Source organism: Streptococcus sp. GS001 (assembly GCF_021595565.1).
GTDB lineage: Bacteria > Bacillota > Bacilli > Lactobacillales > Streptococcaceae > Streptococcus > Streptococcus xiaochunlingii.
Genome location: NZ_JACSYJ010000001.1, coordinates 479,806 through 500,544, shown reverse-complemented (window position 1 = coordinate 500,544; position 20,739 = coordinate 479,806). Strand labels below are relative to the sequence as shown.

17 protein-coding genes are annotated in these 20,739 nt (G+C 42.0%); 6 read left to right on the top strand and 11 right to left on the bottom strand.

Features of this window, described 5'->3' with window-relative positions:
* Position 1: 1 nt before the first annotated feature.
* Genes H8S88_RS02540 through H8S88_RS02530 form a run of 3 tightly spaced genes read right to left on the bottom strand, consistent with a single transcriptional unit; the run spans position 2 to position 4,731 of the window.
* A complete protein-coding gene (locus H8S88_RS02540) occupies positions 2–1,246 on the bottom strand; it encodes an FtsW/RodA/SpoVE family cell cycle protein (RefSeq protein ID WP_048789357.1) in 1,245 nt (414 codons plus the stop codon).
* A gap of 16 nt (positions 1,247–1,262) precedes the next feature.
* Positions 1,263–2,270, bottom strand: a complete 1,008-nt coding sequence (locus H8S88_RS02535; protein WP_048789356.1) for a YeiH family protein — start codon at positions 2,268–2,270, stop codon at positions 1,263–1,265.
* A gap of 1 nt (position 2,271) precedes the next feature.
* Positions 2,272–4,731: a bifunctional DnaQ family exonuclease/ATP-dependent helicase gene (locus tag H8S88_RS02530; protein ID WP_125335981.1), complete on the bottom strand. Its 2,460-nt coding sequence runs from the start codon at positions 4,729–4,731 to the stop codon at positions 2,272–2,274.
* Positions 4,732–4,889: 158 nt separating this feature from the next.
* Between H8S88_RS02530 and H8S88_RS02525 the strand changes: the two genes are divergently transcribed.
* Positions 4,890–5,531, top strand: coding sequence for an MBL fold metallo-hydrolase (locus H8S88_RS02525; protein WP_048789354.1), 642 nt, complete (start codon positions 4,890–4,892; stop codon positions 5,529–5,531).
* Between the two features lie 38 nt (positions 5,532–5,569).
* Here H8S88_RS02525 and ftsX read toward each other — a convergent pair whose 3' ends face one another.
* The 3 genes from ftsX to prfB all read right to left on the bottom strand — a co-directional run bounded on the left by ftsX (position 5,570) and on the right by prfB (position 8,319).
* The gene (gene ftsX / locus H8S88_RS02520) at positions 5,570–6,496 is read right to left on the bottom strand and encodes a permease-like cell division protein FtsX (RefSeq protein ID WP_048789353.1); all 927 of its coding nucleotides are present in this window, start codon (positions 6,494–6,496) and stop codon (positions 5,570–5,572) included.
* Complete coding sequence (gene ftsE / locus H8S88_RS02515) at positions 6,489–7,181, bottom strand: cell division ATP-binding protein FtsE (protein WP_006595938.1); 693 nt, start codon at positions 7,179–7,181, stop codon at positions 6,489–6,491. The genes ftsX and ftsE overlap by 8 nt, the downstream gene beginning before the upstream one ends.
* Positions 7,182–7,223: 42 nt before the next feature.
* Positions 7,224–8,319, bottom strand: a protein-coding gene (gene prfB, locus H8S88_RS02510) for a peptide chain release factor 2 (RefSeq protein ID WP_125335983.1) whose coding sequence is annotated in 2 segments (ribosomal slippage) — positions 7,224–8,246 and positions 8,248–8,319 — 1,095 coding nt in all. Because the reading frame shifts where the segments join, the coding sequence is not laid out codon by codon here.
* A 197-nt stretch (positions 8,320–8,516) separates the two neighbouring features.
* On the opposite strand from prfB, the gene H8S88_RS02505 reads away from it, so the two are divergent.
* Complete coding sequence (locus H8S88_RS02505) at positions 8,517–9,374, top strand: metallophosphoesterase (protein WP_125335985.1); 858 nt, start codon at positions 8,517–8,519, stop codon at positions 9,372–9,374.
* A gap of 56 nt (positions 9,375–9,430) precedes the next feature.
* Here H8S88_RS02505 and H8S88_RS02500 read toward each other — a convergent pair whose 3' ends face one another.
* The 3 genes from H8S88_RS02500 to H8S88_RS02490 form a co-directional block, all read right to left on the bottom strand.
* Positions 9,431–10,099 (bottom strand): MIP/aquaporin family protein, encoded by a 669-nt coding sequence (locus H8S88_RS02500; protein ID WP_006595935.1) that lies wholly within the window; start codon positions 10,097–10,099, stop codon positions 9,431–9,433.
* 123 nt (positions 10,100–10,222) lie between these two features.
* Positions 10,223–12,907: a cation-translocating P-type ATPase gene (locus H8S88_RS02495; protein WP_125335987.1), complete on the bottom strand. Its 2,685-nt coding sequence runs from the start codon at positions 12,905–12,907 to the stop codon at positions 10,223–10,225.
* Between the two features lie 193 nt (positions 12,908–13,100).
* Positions 13,101–13,484: a DUF1934 domain-containing protein gene (locus H8S88_RS02490; RefSeq protein ID WP_048688699.1), complete on the bottom strand. Its 384-nt coding sequence runs from the start codon at positions 13,482–13,484 to the stop codon at positions 13,101–13,103.
* 110 nt (positions 13,485–13,594) lie between these two features.
* On the opposite strand from H8S88_RS02490, the gene H8S88_RS02485 reads away from it, so the two are divergent.
* The 4 genes from H8S88_RS02485 to H8S88_RS02470 are packed head-to-tail and all read left to right on the top strand — an operon-like array spanning position 13,595 to position 18,102.
* The gene (locus H8S88_RS02485) at positions 13,595–14,905 is read left to right on the top strand and encodes an HD domain-containing protein (protein ID WP_048688696.1); all 1,311 of its coding nucleotides are present in this window, start codon (positions 13,595–13,597) and stop codon (positions 14,903–14,905) included.
* Positions 14,895–15,704, top strand: coding sequence for a sugar-phosphatase (gene yidA, locus H8S88_RS02480; protein WP_048688693.1), 810 nt, complete (start codon positions 14,895–14,897; stop codon positions 15,702–15,704). The genes H8S88_RS02485 and yidA overlap by 11 nt, the downstream gene beginning before the upstream one ends.
* Complete coding sequence (locus H8S88_RS02475; protein ID WP_048688690.1) at positions 15,704–16,918, top strand: aminoacyltransferase; 1,215 nt, start codon at positions 15,704–15,706, stop codon at positions 16,916–16,918. Before yidA ends, H8S88_RS02475 begins: the two co-directional genes overlap by 1 nt.
* Before the next feature lie 8 nt (positions 16,919–16,926).
* Positions 16,927–18,102 (top strand): aminoacyltransferase, encoded by a 1,176-nt coding sequence (locus tag H8S88_RS02470; RefSeq protein ID WP_125335989.1) that lies wholly within the window; start codon positions 16,927–16,929, stop codon positions 18,100–18,102.
* A 232-nt stretch (positions 18,103–18,334) separates the two neighbouring features.
* On the opposite strand, the gene tpiA is transcribed toward H8S88_RS02470, so the two are convergent.
* Together tpiA and tuf are read right to left on the bottom strand one after the other, a co-directional pair.
* On the bottom strand, positions 18,335–19,093 hold the full coding sequence (gene tpiA, locus H8S88_RS02465) for a triose-phosphate isomerase (protein ID WP_006595928.1): 759 nt from the start codon (positions 19,091–19,093) through the stop codon (positions 18,335–18,337).
* 163 nt (positions 19,094–19,256) lie between these two features.
* Positions 19,257–20,453, bottom strand: coding sequence for an elongation factor Tu (gene tuf / locus H8S88_RS02460; RefSeq protein WP_061564186.1), 1,197 nt, complete (start codon positions 20,451–20,453; stop codon positions 19,257–19,259).
* Between the last annotated feature and the right edge of the window lie 286 nt (positions 20,454–20,739).

Sequence of the window (20,739 nt, the reverse complement as noted above, 5' to 3'; positions counted from 1 at the left end):
ATCAAATTATTCCTTTCTCATGTAGTCGACTCAATTGTTTCTGTCTCAAGAGTCGACTTTCTTTTTTCCGTTCTTCACTCACCCTATTTTGATGGCTCATGGATAACAATAAGCCAATCCCAATAAGGTTACTCACAATAGCTGATCCTCCTTGTGAGATAAAAGGCAAGGGAATTCCAGTGAGAGGCAAGATCCCAGTTACAGCCCCAATATTCTCAAATATGTGGAAGACCAACATCATGATGAAACCAGTTGAGATATAGGTGTAAAATTGATTATTGGATTTCAGGGTAATTCGCAACATCTTATAAACTAGAAACATGTATAAGAGAAGGAGGCACAGTCCTCCTACAAATCCAAAATCTTCCGCGATGACCGTAAAAATCATATCACTCTCCCTGACCGGGATTAACAGATTGGATACATTAAAACCTTGCCCCAATAGACCACCGCTTGCAATGGCCAGCTGTCCCTGAGCCTGTTGGAAGGTCATGGTTTGTGCATAATCAAAAGGATTCAACCAGGCTAAAATGCGGTTCATCTGATAGGTGGGCATCCCCAGAGTTTGATGGAGAAAGGCCCGCCCACCGTCGGATAGAAAGACGGCCAAAAAGAGAGCAATTCCACCTGCGAGGGTCAAAAAGACTGGTAATATGATTTTCCAAGAGACCCCTGAAATAAGGACTACTCCTGAGAAGATAGCCATAAATACCAAGGAGGTTCCAAAATCATGTTGAAAGGCTAGAAGCCCTAGGACCGGTATGGTATAGGCAGCAATTTGGAGAATGAGAAAAAAGTCTTTTTTTAGCGTCCGATTTTCTTCCCTATTGTTTCGTAAAAAATGAACAATCGCACGAGAGACCATCAAAATATAAGAAATTTTCATAAATTCTGATGGCTGAAAGAGGCTGATCCCCTTGTAGGCCACCCAGTTTTTAGAACCGGTCGAAGCAACCAGGTTTGGGTTGTAAAAATAAAGGGGCAAGACCATTAAGACCAAGCCAAAGACATACAAATAGGGCGTTACTTTCCATAAAAATTCTGTATTAAAGAGCATAACGACAAAACTAATCATACATCCTAAAACAATCCAGGCAACCTGTTGGCCTAAAATAGACCAAACCAAGTCAGGATAATCATTCGAAACTGCAATGTAGACTGCCACCACACCAAATGCTAATAATAACAAAACAGTGGTGATCAAGGAGAAATCTCCTCTAAGTTTGAAAGACTGACGTCTCTTCATTTCATCTCCCTTTCATTTAAATTTCTAAAACATGTTGAAGTAGCAAACTAGAAATGGATACAGCTAGCCAGGCCACAAGGCCGATGAGGAGAGGAGCCACCCCCTGCTTACGGAAGGCCTGAATAGATACTTGACTTCCAATGCCAACCAAGGCCATGGCCATCAAATATTGTGACAACCATTTACAGAAGGGAATCCAAGAACTTGGAAACCAGCCAAAGGACGTCACTAAAGAAGCCAAAAGGAAGTAAAAAATAAACCAAGGAACAATTTTACTCAATTTCACTTGCTTCCCTTCTCGATCCTGTTTCGACCGTCCTAGAAGTTTTAGTCCCAACATCCCAAAACAGATTGGAATTATCATCAAAGCTCGGGTCAACTTCACAACCGTAGCCACTTCACCCGCTGCTTTACTATAGGAAAATGCGGCCGCTACAACAGATGAGGTATCATTAATGGCCGTTCCTGCCCAAAAACCAAATTGCCGATCCGTCATAGCAAGGAGGTGACCAAAGAAAGGAAAAAGGAAAACCGCTAGGATATTAAAGAAAAAGATGGTCGACATGGACAGAGCAATGTCATTTTCATCAGCTTCTAGAACAGGAGAGGCTGCCGCGATTGCAGAACCTCCACAAATAGCTGTCCCCATTCCAACCAAGGCTGTTAAGATCTTCGGAGCTTTTAAGAGGTAGCCCATTGCAAAAGCAGAGAAAAAGGCAATACTGATGGTCGGTAGACTAATGACCAAAGAAGATAGTCCCAATTGGGTCACCTTTTGAAAAGACATGGTAAAGCCCATCAAGATAATGGAATATTGCAAGAGTTTTTTCCCTGAATAGGCTAGTCCCGGCCTGCTATTTTGAGGCAAGAGTTGACTAGCATTCAAGAGAATCCCACATAGGATAGCAAAGAGACTAGAGCCAAGGATAGGTACTGCTTTTCCTAACACCATAGATAGTCCTGCTGTGAGAGCGGCTAGCAAGACACCGGGAACATACTGAGTTCCATTGGGTTTTTGATTCATGTTAACTCCTAAATTGTTCAACAACTTCTTTTACTTCTCCTGTCTTAGCAATGACAAGAGGAGCTATTTTCTCTAAACTAGCTTGAATCTGCGAACCATATTGACGATTTAATAAGCGTTGATCTAATAAAATGACCAGAGATTCTTGCTCGCTCGAACGACTCGAGCGTCCAAGAGCCTGCTTCAAGCGTAAGATAGCTAGTGGCAAACTATAATCATAGAAAGGATTTTTCCCTTCTAGACGCAAGGTTTCGTGCAGTTTTTGCACGAAGAAATCACTTGGATTATCAAAAGGAATGCGAGGAATGACTTGAATGATTTTTGCTTGCTGGGCAAAATCGACCCCTTCCCAAAAACTACCGGATCCTAAAAGGACGGAAGCTTCCCCTCTATCAAATCGGCGTTTAATAGTTGCTGCTTCACCATTCTTATACTGAGCCAGATGACCCACTGTCATCAGCTGAGAAGTTGCTAAAAGCAAGTCCTTGGAAGTGAACAAGGCAAAGAGAGGCAAGCCAGTACCTGCTAGATCATCCAAATAACTTGCTAAAGAGCCAGCTAATTCCTCTTGCGTCAAATTGGTCAAATCAGGAAATTCTCGATCGATGAAGATGGTTTGCCCTTGATGATAGGACAGTTCTTTCCCAATGAATTGGTAATTCTCAATTCCTAAAATCGAGGCTAGATTGACCTTTTTACTAATGGATAAGGTAGCTGAGACCAAGAGAAGTCTGGTAGTTGTTGGAATAAAGTCTTGAAGGGAAACCAAGCCCTCTCTTCCAGACTGCAAGCGAATTATCGGATGCTGATTCTCTTGTGTACGATCAATCCAAAAAATTTGAAAACGAGGATCAAAGACCGTTTTTAATGCAGCCAAGACTGGACTATCTAGTTCAGATAAATCCTGGCGAATTTTTTTCACCTGTTCCGGTGTTAGTTCGACCTTTCTGCTACCCGATTCAAGATGTTTGAGTAGAGCATTCAATTCAAATTGGAGACTTTCAAGGATCCGTCGTTTCAACAAGGATTTTTCTATTTCAATCTCCCGTTGCAGATCTAGCATGAAATCCGATAAGGATAAGGAAGCCCTTGAAAACTGCTCCAATGAAAAATAAAGTTTTTGTGCTTCATCCACCACTAGAGTCCGATTTTCTACTAGAGAAGGATCATCCTCTAATCGAGTCAATAAATAGGCATGATTGGTGAGCAAGACTCGACTCATTTTGGCTTTTTCTTGACCGAGACGCCAAAAATCTTCTGTGTAAAATAAAGATTTTTTTGATAGCTTCCCATCATGACGGATTCGTTGAACAAAATTCCCGTAACGATGGAGCTGCCCTACTTCGTTTAGATCACCCGTCCTTGTTTGGGTCAGCCAGACTAGCAATTGCATTTTGAACCGATTCCAGAGGCGATTTTCCTCTGGTTCATGCAAGATTCGAAAGAACTCATCCAGTTTTAGATAATTTTGAGGACTCTTTAGGCTATGAAAAGATGTCTGAAAAACGTCCTCAATCGTCTTAGCTTCCTGTTGCATGATTTGGTCTTGTAAGACCTTGGTTGGAACACTGACAACAATCTGGTCCCTTGTATGCGCTAGTAAGGGAAGGAGGTAGCCATAGGTTTTTCCAATCCCAGTAGGTCCCTCGATAAAGGTTGCTACTTCTCTTGAAGACTGAAGACTTTCTTCAATTGACTGGGCAAACTCTTGCTGCAAGGGACGGGGTTCCATGCCCATTAACTGGATATTAATATCAAACTGATCAGAAAAATTCTTGGCATCTCTTTTGATCAGAGGCTTACGAAGAAAAATCCCATGGTGAGATGTCAAGTCCTCTTTATGAAAAGCTCCCGCATCCTCGAATGCATCCTCTATCAAGAGTCTCGACTCGTAAATCAGATTATCAGAAAATGATAGCAAGGTTTCCACCAATTCCCTCGGTAAGGAAGCAATCGTTTCACGAAGCTTAAGAAATAGCTGGGCGGTTGCTTGCGCATCAGAAATAGCTGAGTGAGCATGGTCTAGAGGAATCGCAAATTCTTCACACAGGCTACTTAAATTATATCTTTCTAGGGTTGGGAAAAAGACTTGGGCCAATTCAACCGTATCGATCCGGGGGGTTATGAGCTCAAAGCCTTCCCAAAACAATGATTCTGCCAAGAGATTGGCATCAAATTTGACATTATGAGCCACAAAGACAGCATCTTCAATCAGTTCGTATGCTTGTCTGGCCACCTGTGAAAAGTCAGGGGCCTTCCTGAGTTGCTGATTGGTAATCCCAGTCAGTTGGCGAATATGTTCGTCTAGTTCCTCATGGGGGTTGACATAAGTCTCATAGGTCTCTACAATCTGCCCATCTTGAATGATGACAATCCCGATTTGAATAATTTTTGCATTGCTGCTTGCACTGGTCGCTTCCAGGTCCACGACAGCATATTTTCTTTTAACATTCGTTGTCATAGCACTTAAAATTATATCATTTTCCGACTCGCTTTGCTTGGTATTTTATGACATTGAAAGGGCCAAATCCAGCCAAGGGACGATTCTTCGGTTTCTAGAGGCGTTTTAGTCAGCTATTTTACAATATTTTTGATAGACTAATAGAGAAAGGAGCTCTTATGAAAATCCACCGCATTGTCAATCCCATCGCTTATGAAAACACCTACTTGCTTGAAAACGAGGACTATCTTCTGGTCGTTGATCCCGGGAGTGCTTGGGATCAAATTCGCAGCCGCATCGATCAACTCGCAAAACCAATTGCTGCTATTCTCCTCACCCATACCCACTACGACCATATCATGAGTTTAGAGAAGGTGCGGGAAACTTATGGCCATCCACCTGTTTATGTAGATGCTCATGAAGCAGCTTGGCTTCAAAGTCCTGTGGACAATCTTTCTGGTTTAGACCGCCATTCTGATTTAATGGATGTAGTCTGCCAGCCAGCCGAAGAGCATTTTGACTACCGAACAGATTATCAATTAAAAAACTTCCATTTTTATGTCCTTCACACACCTGGACATTCCATCGGAGGGGTCTCCTTGGTCTTTCCTGATGACCACCTTGTCTTGACAGGAGATGCCCTTTTCCGAGAAACTATTGGACGGACTGATTTGCCGACAGGAAGTGGACCCCAACTCCTTGAAAGTATTGAGACACAATTGCTCACTCTTCCATCCTCTTATGCAGTATACCCAGGACATGGGAATGATACCACTATAGGTCATGAAAAAATGTTTAATCCCTTCTTTCGAAATCGATAAAAAAGGAAGTTCAGATGAACTTCCTTTTTTGTATATTCTTAAATCTTCAAGAAACGTCTCATTGAAATAGAAGAGCCAATCGCTCCAATTAAAATACCGAGACCAAACAGTCCTCCGACCATAATCGGAACAAGAAGGTTTGGACTATATAAGAACAATTTCTGATCTTGTAGAGTATTGTACATAGACTTGTAGACAATATTATAGACATAATAAAGCAAGAGAGCTGGTGGAATTGCACCAATCAAGCCAATCCAGGCACCTTCCAAAAGGAATGGCGCACGAATATAGCCACTCTTAGCACCAACCAGACGCATAATCTTGATTTCTCGACTTCGTGAAATAATGGTAATCCGAATCGTATTAGAAATCAAGAAGACCGCGATAAAGATTAGTAAACCAGCACCAATCAAGCCCCAAATACGGATGAAGTTTCCGAGAGCAAAGAGGCGTTGAGTATCAACTCCCCCATCTTTTACTTCAGATACCCCTTCGATCTTCTTAGCGGCTTTAGAAACTTCTTTTACGTACTTAGGAGCAGTTGTCTCTACAAAATAGGCATCATAGAGTGGATTGGCATCCCCGTCAAAAATTTTCCAGTTGTTACCAGCAGTCTTGATCAAGTTTTCATATTGTTCTTCCTTGCTAGAGAACTCAACTTTATCAACATTCTTCATGGCTGTCAACGCATTATAGACTTTCTTGTAGTCCTCATTATCAACCATCTGGCCTTCTTTTTCGATCTGCTGGCTTTGATCTTGGATATCCTTGCGCATATAGACAACAATCCGTACACTATTTTGAATATCATCTGATAGCTTGATCGTATTCGCAATAACTGAGGCAAAAATCGCTACAAGTCCAAGTGTAATCATCACCGAACTAACCGCAGCAATGGTCATCCAGCCATTCCGTTTTAAACTTTTAAATGATTCAATGAGATGGCGGAAAAATCTTCTAATCATCGTATCCGTACTCTCCTTCCGCTTCATCCCGTACAACACGGCCATTTTCAATGGCGATAACACGGTGACGAAGTGTATTTACAATTTGGCTATTATGAGTCGCCATCAAAACAGTGGTACCTTGCAAATTAATTCGCTCTAAGAGGTTCATAATTTCCCAAGAGTTATCTGGGTCCAAGTTCCCTGTTGGTTCGTCCGCAATCAATACTTTAGGATTGTTGACGATGGCACGCGCGATAGCGATCCGTTGTTGCTCACCACCTGAAAGCTCATTTGGGAATGAACGAACCTTGTGTTTCAAACCAACAAGGTCTAAAACTTCCATTACGCGTTTTTTAATGTTGCGACGACGCTCTCCGATTACTTCCATTGCGTAGGCAATATTTTCATAAACGGTCTTTTTAGGAAGCAGTTTGTAGTCTTGGAAGACTACCCCAACGTTCCGACGCAACATCGGAATATCGCGTTTTTTGATTTTATCTAAATCAAAACCAGCAACTTTCAAGCTACCTTTATCATGCTTCACCTCACGGTAAAGCAAGCGAATAAAGGTTGATTTACCTGCACCAGAAGGCCCTACAATATAGGCAAATTCTCCTGGTTCAATATGAACGGTTACTCCTCGAAGAGCTGTCGTTCCGTTGTCATACTTTTTGACAACATCTTTCATTTCAATCATTGACATGTATTGAAAATTCCTTTCCACATTTTATATAGAAGGAGGACTTTAATTGAGACGCCATTTTAAATAGGCATCAATAAAGCCATCAATATCTCCGTCCATTACTTTATCAACTTGGGCTACTTCATAGCTTGTACGGTGATCCTTCACCATGGTATATGGTGTAAAGACGTAGGAGCGAATCTGACTTCCCCAGGTGATTTCTTTTTTATCACCTTTTAAGGAATCCACTTCAGCTGCCTTCTTTTCTTGCTCCAATTGATAAAGTTTCGCCTGCAACATTTTCATTGCACGATCACGGTTTCCGTACTGAGTCCGGTCAACCGTCGAAGCAACTACAATCCCTGTTGGGATGTGAGTCAAACGAACACCTGTAGAAACCTTGTTGACGTTTTGTCCACCAGCTCCACCCGAACGGAAGGTATCCATCTTGATATCATCATCTCGGACTTCCACTTCAATGGTATCATCCAATTCTGGCATCACTTCAACTGACGTGAAGGATGTATGGCGACGTTTAGCTGAGTCGAATGGCGAGATCCGTACCAAACGGTGAACGCCCATTTCAGATTTCAACAAGCCATAGGCATGTGGTCCTTCGAAAGACAAGGTAACGGATTTAATCCCAGCCTCGTCTCCTGCCTGGTAGTCCAAGACTTCCACCTTGAAGCCATGAGCATTTCCGAAGCGGGTATACATCCGAAGAAGCATATCTCCCCAGTCCTGAGCCTCAGTACCACCAGATCCCGGATGGATTTCCAAGATTGCATTATTATTATCATAGGGTTCTGATAAGAGAAGCGTCATTTCATAACTGGTCATCATCTTATCCAACTCTGTCAACTTATCTTCTAGCTCTTCGTGAACGGATTCATCTTCTGAGAGAAACTCAAGAAGGATTTCGGATTCATCAAACAAGTCTGTCATTTGATGGAAATTCTCATAGGTTTGTTTCAACTCATTTAATTCCTGGGATGTTTTTTGCGCCGCAATATTATCATCCCAAAAATCAGGTTCTGTCATTTTGTTTTCCAAAATGGCAATTTCTTCTTCCAGACCCTCTAAGTCAAAGAGACCCCCTGAAAGAAGCTAATTTTTCACGATTCGCGTCAATTTTCTGACGGATTTCTGAAATATCCATAAGTACCTCTTTCTAAGTATCAGTCTATTATACCACAAACCCCGTCATTTGCACATAGTAAGAGATAGTAAGAATGGTTTACCTTACAAAAATCGCATAGAACCAGACCGTTGTCACCTCCCTTGTTACATAATTGTTAGATTTGTTACATGTTGGTTACCTTTCTCTTTCTCATCAACTTATGATACACTAGTGATATGACACGTATTGGTTTTATGAGTGACCTGCACCTGGATTCCAATCAGTTTGGCGAGGCCGAACGCATGCAACTCCTGCAGGTCCTACAAGAAGAACAGATTGATCACCTTCATCTAGCTGGAGACATCTCTAATGACTTTAAACAGATAAGCCTTCCCTTCATTCAGGACCTCCAAAGACAGCTTCCTGTCTCCTTTAACCTGGGCAATCACGATATGCTATTTCTTTCAGAAGAAGAAATCAAACAGTACGATTTTCAGGTCCAGACCTTTGGGGATAACCATTTAGTATCTCTTGCTGGATGGTACGATTATAGCTTTGTTCCTGAAAAGAGCAAGGAGGCCCATCTACGTACCAAGAATACTTTCTGGTTTGATCGAAGATTGGAACGTCCTTTAGATGACCCAAGGATCACGCAAGAAGTCCTCTTCCGATTGGATCAGGTCCTCGCTTCTTTAGATGGTAGAATCATCGTCGCTCTTCACTTTGTCCCCCACAAGGACTTCCTCGTTAGCCACCCCTACTTTCAGAAATTTAACGCCTTCTTAGGTAGTCAAGCTTTTCACGATCTCTTTGTAAAGCACGAGATAGCGGATGTCGTCTTCGGACACTCGCATCATCGCCATCCTTCCAGAGCCATCGATAACATCCATTATCACATGCGGCCTCTTGGCTATATTCGAGAATGGCAACTGACAGAAGACTTTTTCAAGGCCTATCCACAGTACAAGATCCCTCACATGTATCGTCTTCATAAACGCTACAACGCTGTGAAAGACTTACCTGAATTTCATCAATACAAAAGACAGCAGTTAGCAAGCGAATTTCGTCAGGCTTTAACCATCCTTGACTGCTAAAAAGAAAAAGATTTCGACCCCATAGGGAATCGAAATCTTTTTTTCGTTAAAATGGCTTAAGCTTCAGTTTCAAGGAGATTCTTTGCAACAAGCGCTGCCAAGACACCACCAACGATTGGGGCAAGGATAAAGATCCAAATTTGTTGGAGGGCTGCACCACCTACAAAGAGTGCAGGAGCCAAGCTACGAGCTGGGTTTACAGAAAGACCTGTAATGTTCAAACCAACAAGAATGATCAAGGTCAAGCTCAAACCGATGACAAGACCAGCGATTTTCCCGTTTCCTTTAGAAGCTGATGTCACTGTCATGATGACCAAGATAAAGATAAAGGATGCAATCACTTCAAACAAGAAACCGCCAAATGGAGTTACTCCTTTAGCCAAGGCATTTTCACCAAGACTAGCTGTTGACATACCGGAATTGGACAAAAGGAAAAAGACAGAAGCAGTCGCAAGGAAAGCTCCCACTACTTGCGCTACAATGTAGTTAACCAAGTCTTTAGATGACAAGCGTTTGTTGACAAACATAGCAATCGAAACAGCAGGATTCAAGTGAGCACCAGAAACAGTCCCGATAGAGTATGCAGCTGCAACAATGGACAAACCAAATGCCAAGGCAATTCCTAAATGCCCAAGACCTTCAGTCCCATTTCCAAAAACAACGGCGCCAGTCCCGATAAAAACAAGCATAAATGTGCCGATTACTTCAGCAAAAAACTTTTTCATAATATAAGTTTCCTTTCTTCAAACTGTTGTCTAGTTTATCAAAAATCTAGTCTTGCCTCAAGAAATATGCCCAGACATTTCTGTACACAAAAAAGCCATCCGAAGATGACTTTTGATACGCGTTTAAATAGCGTTTTTATCTTTTTCAAGTGCTCGTTGGATTGCTTTGACAATCTCAACAAGGACTACAATCATAAGCGCTCCTACAGCGACCACCATCCATTGAGTCAAACTCAAATGTGACACGTGGAAGAGATTATTAAATCCAGGAACCAAAATTGTCACCACAAAGAGAACAAAGGCAACTGGGATAGACCAGTTAAAGGTCTTGTTGGTAAAGAGTCCCACTTTAAAGATCGATTGGTAAACCGACTTAACGTTAAAGGCATGGAGCAATTGGATCAAACCGAGAGTTGCAAAAGCCATGGTAAGGGCATCCGCATGGATTTCAGTATGACTTTGGTGCTCTGGGAAGAGAAGAGCCCAACCATAAACACCTAAAACTAGCATCGTTTGGAAGATCCCTTGATAAATGATAGCTCCGAAGACACCGCCATCAAAGAAGTTAGACTTACGGCCACGAGGCTTGTGGGTCATGACACCTGGTTCAGCTGGTTCCACACCAAGGGCGATGGCTGGTAGCGTATCTGTTACCAGGTTAATCCATAGCAAATGCACTGGTTGAAGCACATCCCAACCTAACAATGTTGCAAAGAAGATGGTGAAAACTTCAGCCATATTGGCAGACAAGAGGTATTGGATTGATTTTTGGATATTTGAGAAGACCTTACGTCCTTCTTCTACCGCTACGATAATGGTTGCAAAGTTATCATCAGCAAGGACCATATCAGAAGCTCCCTTAGAAACTTCTGTACCTGTAATCCCCATACCGATACCGATGTCAGCTGTCTTAAGTGAAGGCGCATCGTTAACCCCGTCACCTGTCATAGCAACAACCTTACCTTCTTTTTGCCATGCTTTCACGATACGAACCTTGTGCTCAGGTGATACACGAGCGTAAACAGAGTATTGCTTGAAGACCTTTTGGAATTCTTCATCAGAGAGTTCATTCAACTCAGCTCCTGTAAAGACGTGGTCTTCTGTATCATTTGGATCGATGATTCCAAGACGTTTGGCAATGGCTTCAGCTGTATCTTGGTGGTCACCAGTGATCATAATCGGACGGATACCTGCTTCTTTAGCGACACGTACAGCTTCTGCAGCTTCTGGACGCTCAGGGTCAATCATGCCGACCAAACCAGAGAAGATGAGGTCAGACTCAACAATTTCAGATTCCAAGGTTGGGATTTCGTTGCTTGTCTTATAAGCCATCATCAAGACACGAAGGGCTTGTTTGGCCAAGTCTTTGTTGGTTGCAAGAATAGCTTTCTTGTCTTCTTCTGTGATGGAACGAACTTCCCCATTAACTTCAATACGCGTCACACGTTTGAGCAATTGGTCAGGCGCACCCTTAACAGCGATAAAGTAAGAACCGTCCGCTTCCTTATGGATGGTTGACATAAGCTTACGGTCTGAATCAAATGGCAATTCAGCCACACGTGGCTCATCCTTCAAGGCTTCACGGACATCAAAGTTGTGGTCCAAACCAAACTGAACAAGAGCTGTCTCAGTTGGGTCCCCAATCAATTTACCAGATGGGTCCACCTTGGTATCGTTGGCAAAGTTCATGATGCGAAGAGTATTGTTGTTTGCAGCAATCTCAGCTGCAGAGCTTTGCAATTGACCATTGGTATAAACTTTTTCAACCGTCATTTGGTTCATGGTCAAAGTACCTGTTTTATCAGATGCGATGATTTCTGTTGAACCAAGCGTTTCAACCGCTGGCAATTTGCGGACAATCGAATTACGTTTGGCAAGGGTTGTTGTTCCCAAAGAGAGAACGATGGTTACAATGGCAGGAAGACCTTCTGGAATCGCCGCAACCGCAAGGGCTACCGCAACCATCAAGCCTTCCAACGGATGTTCACCACGAACGAATACACCAACCAAGAAAGTGATAATCGCAATCACAACGATTAAGTAAGTCAAGGCTTTAGATAATTGTTCCAAGCTTTGCTTCAATGGTGTTTCTGTCTCATCGGCATTAGCCAACATATCCGCAATCTTACCAACTTCAGTATACATACCAGTGTTAGTCACGACGCCAATACCACGACCGTAAGTTACGTTTGAGTTTTGGTAACCCATATTGACACGATCACCGATACCAGCATCTGCTTCAACAAGTCCTGTCACATCTTTTTCAACTGGGACAGATTCCCCTGTAAGGGCTGCTTCTTCGATTTTAAGAGAAGCTGCTTCAAACAAGCGCATATCAGCTGGAACGACATCTCCTGCTTCAAGTAAGACGATGTCCCCAGGTACTAGTTCTTTCGAGTCAATCTCAATGACATGACCATCACGACGAACACGGGCCATGGGGCTAGACATATTTTTCAGAGCTTCAATGGCTGCTTCTGCTTGCCCTTCTTGGTAAACCCCAAAGGCAGCATTCAAGACAACAACGGCCAAGATGATAATAGCATCCGTTAGACCGTCCATTCCTTCTGTAATCACAGAAAGTGCTGCTGCCGCAAGCAAGATGATAATCATCAAATCCTTAAATTGATCAAGGAATTTAGCTAGTAGGCTACGTTTCTCACCCTCTTCCAACTCATTACGACCATAAGTCGCTAAGCGTTCTTGAGCTTGAGCAGTTGACAAACCTTCGATCGATGAGTCCAAGTTCTTTAGGACTTCTTCTGAGGTTTGTGTGTAAAACAAGTCTTTATTTTGTTCTTTTGACAAAACAGTCTCCTCCTTTTTGGCCTCTTTTTACAAAAAAAGAGACCTGTTTTTTAAAAAAACAAGTCTCGCTGTTTAATATAGTGCCGGAAATAATTCGTAATGACGACACTATCGCGGTTAACCGCCAGCTACTCCCTTGAGTGGTTTCATTATACCACAACTCATGAAAAAATCAAGAAAAACTACTGATAAACTAGTCTTCCCATGTTAATTCTAAGCGATAGGTCGCAAACTGTTGACTTTCATCCGCCGTCAATAACTGATAGGACAAACCAAGCTTATTTTGCTCCAATGTATATTCCTTGGTATCAATCACAAATTGCTGCATACCTAGGGGAGTCGGAATGAGCGCATGGCCTTTCTCTGAAGCCATAAATTTCATGATAGATTTTGGTGTTGAGAAGCGAGTCATGGTCAATTCTTGATCATGAAATTTCAAAGCTATTTTTTCTCCTTCTTCGTTGACGTAAAGCAGATAGTGATAGCCACCCTTTTCCTTCCATTCCCCTTCGTAATATTGATCCATCACTTCGAGTTGATCATCAAATTGAATCTGATTTTGTATTCTAATTTTCAAAAGTTCCCATCCTTTCCCTCTTTCCTTTATTTTACCAAAAACTTCTTTCTTTTTCCTATTGCAACCATCTCTCGATACCAATTTAGGCCGTTTTCTGCTATAATAGAGGCATGAATGAAAAAGTATTTCGGGATCCCGTGCACAACTATATCCACGTGGATCACCCAGTCATTTACAAGCTCATTAATACAAAAGAATTTCAACGACTACGTCGCATCAAACAGTTGGGAACCTCTGGGTTTACCTTTCATGGGGGCGAGCATAGTCGTTTTTCGCACTGTCTAGGAGCCTACGAAATTGCTCGTCGTATCTTATCTATCTTTGATGAGAAATACACCGACCAATGGGACTCGAGTGAATCCCTCCTTACCATGGTTGCCGCCTTGCTCCATGACATTGGACATGGGGCCTATTCACATACCTTTGAAGGACTATTTGATACAGATCATGAAAAAATGACCCAGGAAATCATTACCTGTCCTGAAACGGAAATCTACCAGATTTTAATTCAAGTAGCTCCAGATTTCCCTCAAAAGGTAGCCAGTGTTATCGACCACACCTACCCTAATAAACAAGTGGTGCAGTTAATTTCTAGTCAGATTGATGTCGATCGCATGGATTACCTTCTTCGAGACGCCTACTTTACTGGAGCTTCCTACGGAAACTTTGATTTAACTCGTATATTGCGTGTTATTCGTCCAGTAGAAAATGGGATTGCCTTTCAGGTCAATGGGATGCATGCGGTTGAAGATTATGTTGTTTCTCGTTACCAAATGTATATGCAGGTCTACTTTCACCCAGCCACTAGAGCAATGGAAGTCCTATTGCAAAACCTACTCAAGCGAGCACGTCATCTCTATGCTACGCACAAGGAGTTCTTTCACGCGACTTCACCTCGCTTGATTCCATTCTTTGAACACCAAGTGAACCTTGCCGATTACTTGGCTTTGGACGACGGCGTCATGAATACCTATTTTCAATCTTGGATGGAGAGTCCTGATTCTGTTCTCTCTGATTTGGCCCAGCGTTTTATCAATCGCAAGGTTTTCAAATCCATTCTCTTTCAAGATAAGGATGAAAAACAATTAGCTGCTCTCAAACAACTGATTCAAGAGGTTGGTTTTGATCCGATCTATTATACAGCTATCCATCGAAACTTTGACCTTCCTTACGACGTTTACCGACCAGATTCAGAAAAACCTCGTACTCAAATTGAGATCATCCAAAAGGATGGTAAATTAGCTGAGCTATCCTTACTCTCTCCTATCGTTGCTTCCTTAGCTGGTAGTAGACAAGGGGATAACCGCTTCTATTTCCCGAAAGAAATGTTGCTTGAAAATAGCTTGTTTACACCTCAACTACAATTATTCCAGTCCTATATTATTAACGATACCTTCACAGGAGAGAAACATGAACATTAAACTTGTTGCCTTGGATATCGATGGAACCCTTTTAACGTCTGACAGCCAAGTAACCCCCGAAGTTTTCCAGGCTATCCAAGATGCCAAAGCTCAAGGGGTTCATGTTGTCTTAGCAACTGGTCGTCCTCGTTCTGGTGTCCTTCGATTGTTGGAGGAACTTCATTTGGATCAAGCAGGTGACCTCGTCATCACCTTCAATGGGGGACTGATTCAAGACGCCCACACTGGTGAAACTCTCTATGAAGAACACCTCTCCTACAACGATTATTTGGATATTGAAGCGCTAGCTCGTAAGTTGGCTGTTCCTATGCACGCTAGTACCAAGTCTGGCATTTATACAGCTAATCGTAACATTGGTACCTATACCGTCCATGAAGCCAAATTGGTCCACTCGGATCTTTTCTATCGGACTCCTGAAGAAATGGAGCACCATACGGTTCTCAAGTGTATGTATGTCGATGAACCAGACATCTTAGAAACGGTCCTCTCCGCTATTCCGGATAATTTTTACGATCGATTTACGATTGTGTGTTCCGCACCTTTTTACCTTGAGATATTGCCCAAGACAGTAAATAAAGGTCAAGCCCTCTTACAATTAGCGTCCAAGTTAAACCTAAGTCCAGACCAAGTAATGGCAGTCGGAGATCAAGAAAACGACCAGGCTATGCTAGAGGTTGCTGGTCTCCCTGTAGCAATGGACAATGCCAGTCCTGAATTAAAAAAGATCGCTAAAGTCGTCACGCGCTCCAACGATGAGTCGGGTGTCGCTTACGCCCTTAGAAAGTGGGTACTCCATTAATGTATAGTTATAAAATCGGTATTACAGCCGAAGAACATGATGAATTCGTTAAAAATAGCCCCCAGACCAATTTGCTTCAAAGCTCAGATTGGGCAAATATCAAAGATAACTGGGGCAATGAACGCCTTGGGATTTACCAAGATCAAAAACTAGTTGCAGTTGCAAGTATTTTAATCCAACCACTCCCACTTGGTTTTACTATGCTCTATATCCCACGTGGACCTATAATGGATTACCAAAATAGCCAATTAGTGTCCTTTATGCTCCAATCCATCAAAACATATGCTAAAAGTAAGCGAGCTGTTTTCGCCAAATTTGATCCCTCTCTTTTCCTTAGAAAAGGGTTAATTGGCCAAGAGGCAAAGGATCAAGAGGCTACTTTAGCGATTATCCAATCTTTAAAAGAATGTGGAGTGGAATGGATTGGTCGGACGGAAGACATGGGAGAAACCATTCAACCACGTTTCCAGGCCAATATCTACAAGGAATACTTCACAGAGGACCAACTGTCTAAATCCACCAAGCAAGCCATTCGAACCGCCCGAAATAAAGGAGTCGAAGTTATCTTTGGAGGCACAGAACTCTTAGATGAATTTGCAGCTCTGATGAAAAAAACAGAGGCTCGTAAAGGTATCCATCTTCGTGGAAAGGACTATTATGAGAAACTGCTAACAACCTATGCAGGACAATCTTACATCACTCTATCAAGAATTAACTTGGCTCAACGCCTTGCTTCACTCAAAGAGCAACTTGAAAAAAATCAAGCAGAAGCTAGTCGTTTTAACGAAAAAACAAAACCAGGCAAGATTGACAACAACCGTCAAGAAAAAGAACGTTTGGAAGAAGAAATCCAATTTCTCCATCAAGAGCTAAAAGGCGGCCAAGAAATCGTTTCTCTTTCTGGAACCTTGACTCTTGAATTTGGAGGCACTTCAGAGAATGTCTATGCAGGGATGGATGAGAACTTCCGCCGTTATCAACCAGCCATTTTGACCTGGTATGAAACAGCCCAGCATGCCTTTGACCGTGGAGCTGATTGGCAAAATATGGGAGGAGTTGAGAACCATTTAGATGGAGGACTCTACCACTTCAAGTCAAAATTTAATCCAATGATCGAAGAATTTGTTGGCGAATTCAACCTCCCAACAAGTATTCTTTATCCCCTTGTTAACAAGGCCTATCAATTACGAAAAAAACTAAGAAATAAACAGTAAGGTGACCTATGACATTCAATATTATTAGTAGGGAAGAATTTTACCAACACTCTCTCACTACTTCCAATCACTCTTTTTTACAGAGTATTGAAATGGCTGATTTGCTTCAAAAAAGAGGCGCAACTATTCAATATATTGGATGGGAAGAGCAAGGAACATTAGCTATCTCTGCCATTTTATATAGTCTACCCATGACGGGAGGCTTGCATTACGAAATCAATAGTGGACCAATCGTGACGGATGCTCGCTACCTACCAGATTTTTATAAAGCATTACAGGATTATGTAAAAGAAAATGGTGGTATCGAATTTCTTTTAAAACCCTATGACCACTATCAAGTTTTCGATAGCAATGGAAACCCGACCGAAGAAGAGCAAAAACAACTTCTCCATTCATTACTGGATCTTGGCTATCAATTTGATGGCTTACAAGTAGGCTATCCGGGAGGAGAACCTGTTTGGCATTATCTGAAGGACCTAACTGATTATGATGCGAAATCTCTCCTAAAATCCTTCAATAAGAACTGTAGCCGGAATATCACGACTGCCCTCAACTATGATATTTCCATTCGAAATATTAGGAGAGAGGAAATCCCTCAGTTTAAACAAATTATTGAGGAAACTGGAAAACGTCAAGGCTTTGAAGACAAGAGTTTGAACTACTACTACGATCTCTATGATACCTTTGGAGATAAGGCAGAATTTCTCATTGCTGAAATCAATACAGCTGATGCACTCGCTTATTTAGACCAGAAGATTTCCTTGCTCAATCCTTCATCCAAACAATATGAGCAACAGCTGCAAAAATTAGAGAAACAAAAGACAATTGTCCGGGAAACCTTGGCTGACGAAACAGTTGAAACAGTGCCCTTGGCCTGTGCCCTGATCATCTATAATCCATCAGAAGTGACCTATTTGTTTGGCGGTTCGTATACCAAATACCAGAAATTCTCTGCAGCCTTCTTGATTCAATACCATGCCATGAAGCGTGCCCTAGAAAAAGGAATCACCTTATACAATTTCCTAGGTATTCAAGGGGTCTTCGACGGCTCAGACGGCGTTCTTCGTTTCAAACAGAACTTTAATGGTTACGTAGTCCGTAAGATGGGAACCTTCCGTTATTACCCAAATCCTCTGAAATTCAAAGCCTTGTCCTTGATCAAACGAATCTTAGGACGCTCATAAAAAAACAAAGAGGTTGGGACAAAAGTCCTAGCCTCTCAATTGTCTTTGGATTGTCGAGCAAGACGCAGTGGTTGAGTGGGTTATATACGCTGATTTCATCAGCTTTTACAGCCCTACTCAACTGTGAGGAAGTGGGACAACGAAATCGAATTCTAACGAATTACCGATTTCTGTCCCACTCTCTTTTAATACAAGAAAAAGACGAGAAATCTCTCGTCTTATTCTTGTTCGATTAGTTTACGAAGTTCAACAATGCCAAGAAGCTTTCTGGATCAAGTGATGCACCACCAACAAGAGCTCCATCAACGTCTGGACAAGCCATGTATTCAGCAACGTTTTCAGGTTTCACTGAACCACCGTATTGAACACGTACTTTGTCAGCTACTTCTTGACCGAAGTCAGCAGCTACAACGTCACGAACAACTTTACACATTTTTTGTGCGTCGTCTTGTGAAGCTGATTTACCAGTACCGATCGCCCAGATTGGCTCGTAAGCGATAACTGATGCAGCAACTTGCTCAGGAGTCAATCCAGCAAGAGCAGCAGATACTTGAGCACCTACGAATTCAGCCGCTTTACCTGCTTCGTAAGTTTCAAGACTTTCACCACAACAGATGATTGGAAGCAAACCATTAGCAAAGATAGCTTTTGCTTTTTTGTTGATGTCTTCGTCTGTTTCGTGGAAGTAGTCACGACGTTCTGAGTGACCGATTACCACGTAGTCCGTACCGATTTCTTTCAAAACTTGTGGGCTAGTTTCACCAGTGAAGGCACCAGCGTTTTCAAAGTAACAGTTTTGAGCAGCAACTTTAAGGTTTGAACCTTTAGCAGCAGCAAGAACAGTTGTCAAGTCAAGTGCAGGAGCTGCAATCCCAGCTTCAACAAGATCAGATGAAGGAAGTTTTGATGCTACTGCTTCAACAAATGCTTTTGCTTCTTCTGGGTTTTTATTCATTTTCCAGTTACCAGCAATAAATGGTTTACGTGACATTTCACATACCTCGTTTTTCTAATTTTATACTAACTATTTTACCATAATTTTCGTGATAATGAAAGGTTGCACAAACTCTTTTACTTCTTAAAACAATAAAAACCCCGTCTTCACGGGGTTTTCTGTCTGTCTATATAATTGTTAATCTGGGAACTAGATCGAATTAAGCTTCGATTTCAGTAACCATACCTGAACCAACAGTACGTCCACCTTCACGGATAGAGAATGTAGTACCTTGTTCAACGGCGATTGGGTGGATCAACTCAACGTCGATAGTCACGTTATCACCAGGCATTACCATTTCAGTACCTGCTGGAAGTTCGATAGATCCAGTTACGTCAGTTGTACGGAAGTAGAACTGTGGACGGTAGTTGTTGAAGAATGGAGTATGACGTCCACCTTCTTCTTTAGAAAGGATGTAAACTTCACCTTTAAATTTAGTGTGTGGGTTGATTGAACCTGGTTTAGCGATAACTTGTCCACGTTCGATTTCATCACGTTGGATACCACGAAGAAGCACACCAACGTTGTCCCCTGCAAGACCTTCGTCAAGTTGTTTACGGAACATTTCAACACCAGTAACAACCGCTTTTTGGATTTCTTCTTTAATACCAACGATTTCGATTTCGTCGTTGACTTTAACGATACCACGGTCGATACGTCCTGATGCTACAGTACCACGTCCAGTGATTGAGAATACGTCTTCGACTGGAAGAAGCAATGGCTTGTCAGTATCGCGTTCTGGTTCTGGGATGTACTCATCAACAGTGTTCATCAAGTCCATGATGATGTCTTCGTATTTAGAATCACCTTCAAGAGCTTTAAGAGCTGAACCTTGGATAACTGGAAGGTCATCACCTGGGAAATCGTATTCTGAAAGAAGGTCACGGATTTCCATTTCAACCAATTCAAGCAATTCTTCATCGTCAACCAAGTCAACTTTGTTCATGAAGACGATCAAGTGTTTAACACCAACCTGACGTGAAAGAAGGATGTGCTCACGAGTTTGTGGCATTGGTCCGTCAGTTGAAGCTACTACAAGGATAGCTCCGTCCATTTGAGCGGCACCAGTGATCATGTTTTTAACGTAGTCCGCGTGTCCTGGAGCGTCGATGTGAGCGTAGTGACGTTTTTCAGTTTCGTACTCAACGTGCGCAGTGTTGATAGTGATACCGCGTTCGCGTTCTTCTGGAGCAGCATCGATAGACGCATAGTCTTTAGGTTGGTTAACTGATGAAGGCAAGCGACGTGCCAAAACAGTTGTGATAGCTGCAGTTAGGGTAGTTTTACCGTGGTCAACGTGTCCGATAGTACCAATGTTAACGTGTGGTTTACTACGATCGTATTTTTCTTTTGCCATTTGAGTAAAAGCCTCCAATAAAATATATTTTATAGATAGACAGTAGGCAATACAGTCTAACTTTCCTTACTATTTTATCAAATTTCGTCTAAATTGCAAGTGTTTTACTAGCTTTTTTTCTTATTTCTTTTTTCTTAAAGGAATTTATCCAAATGAAAGTTTGTGAAATCTCCTTTCCACTTCTTTTTTGAAATAAACAGCTAGATATTTCATTTTTTGTGACCTATTTTACGTGTTTTTTCACAATCATTTTCACTATATTCCAGTAAAAAACCAATCCCTTTAA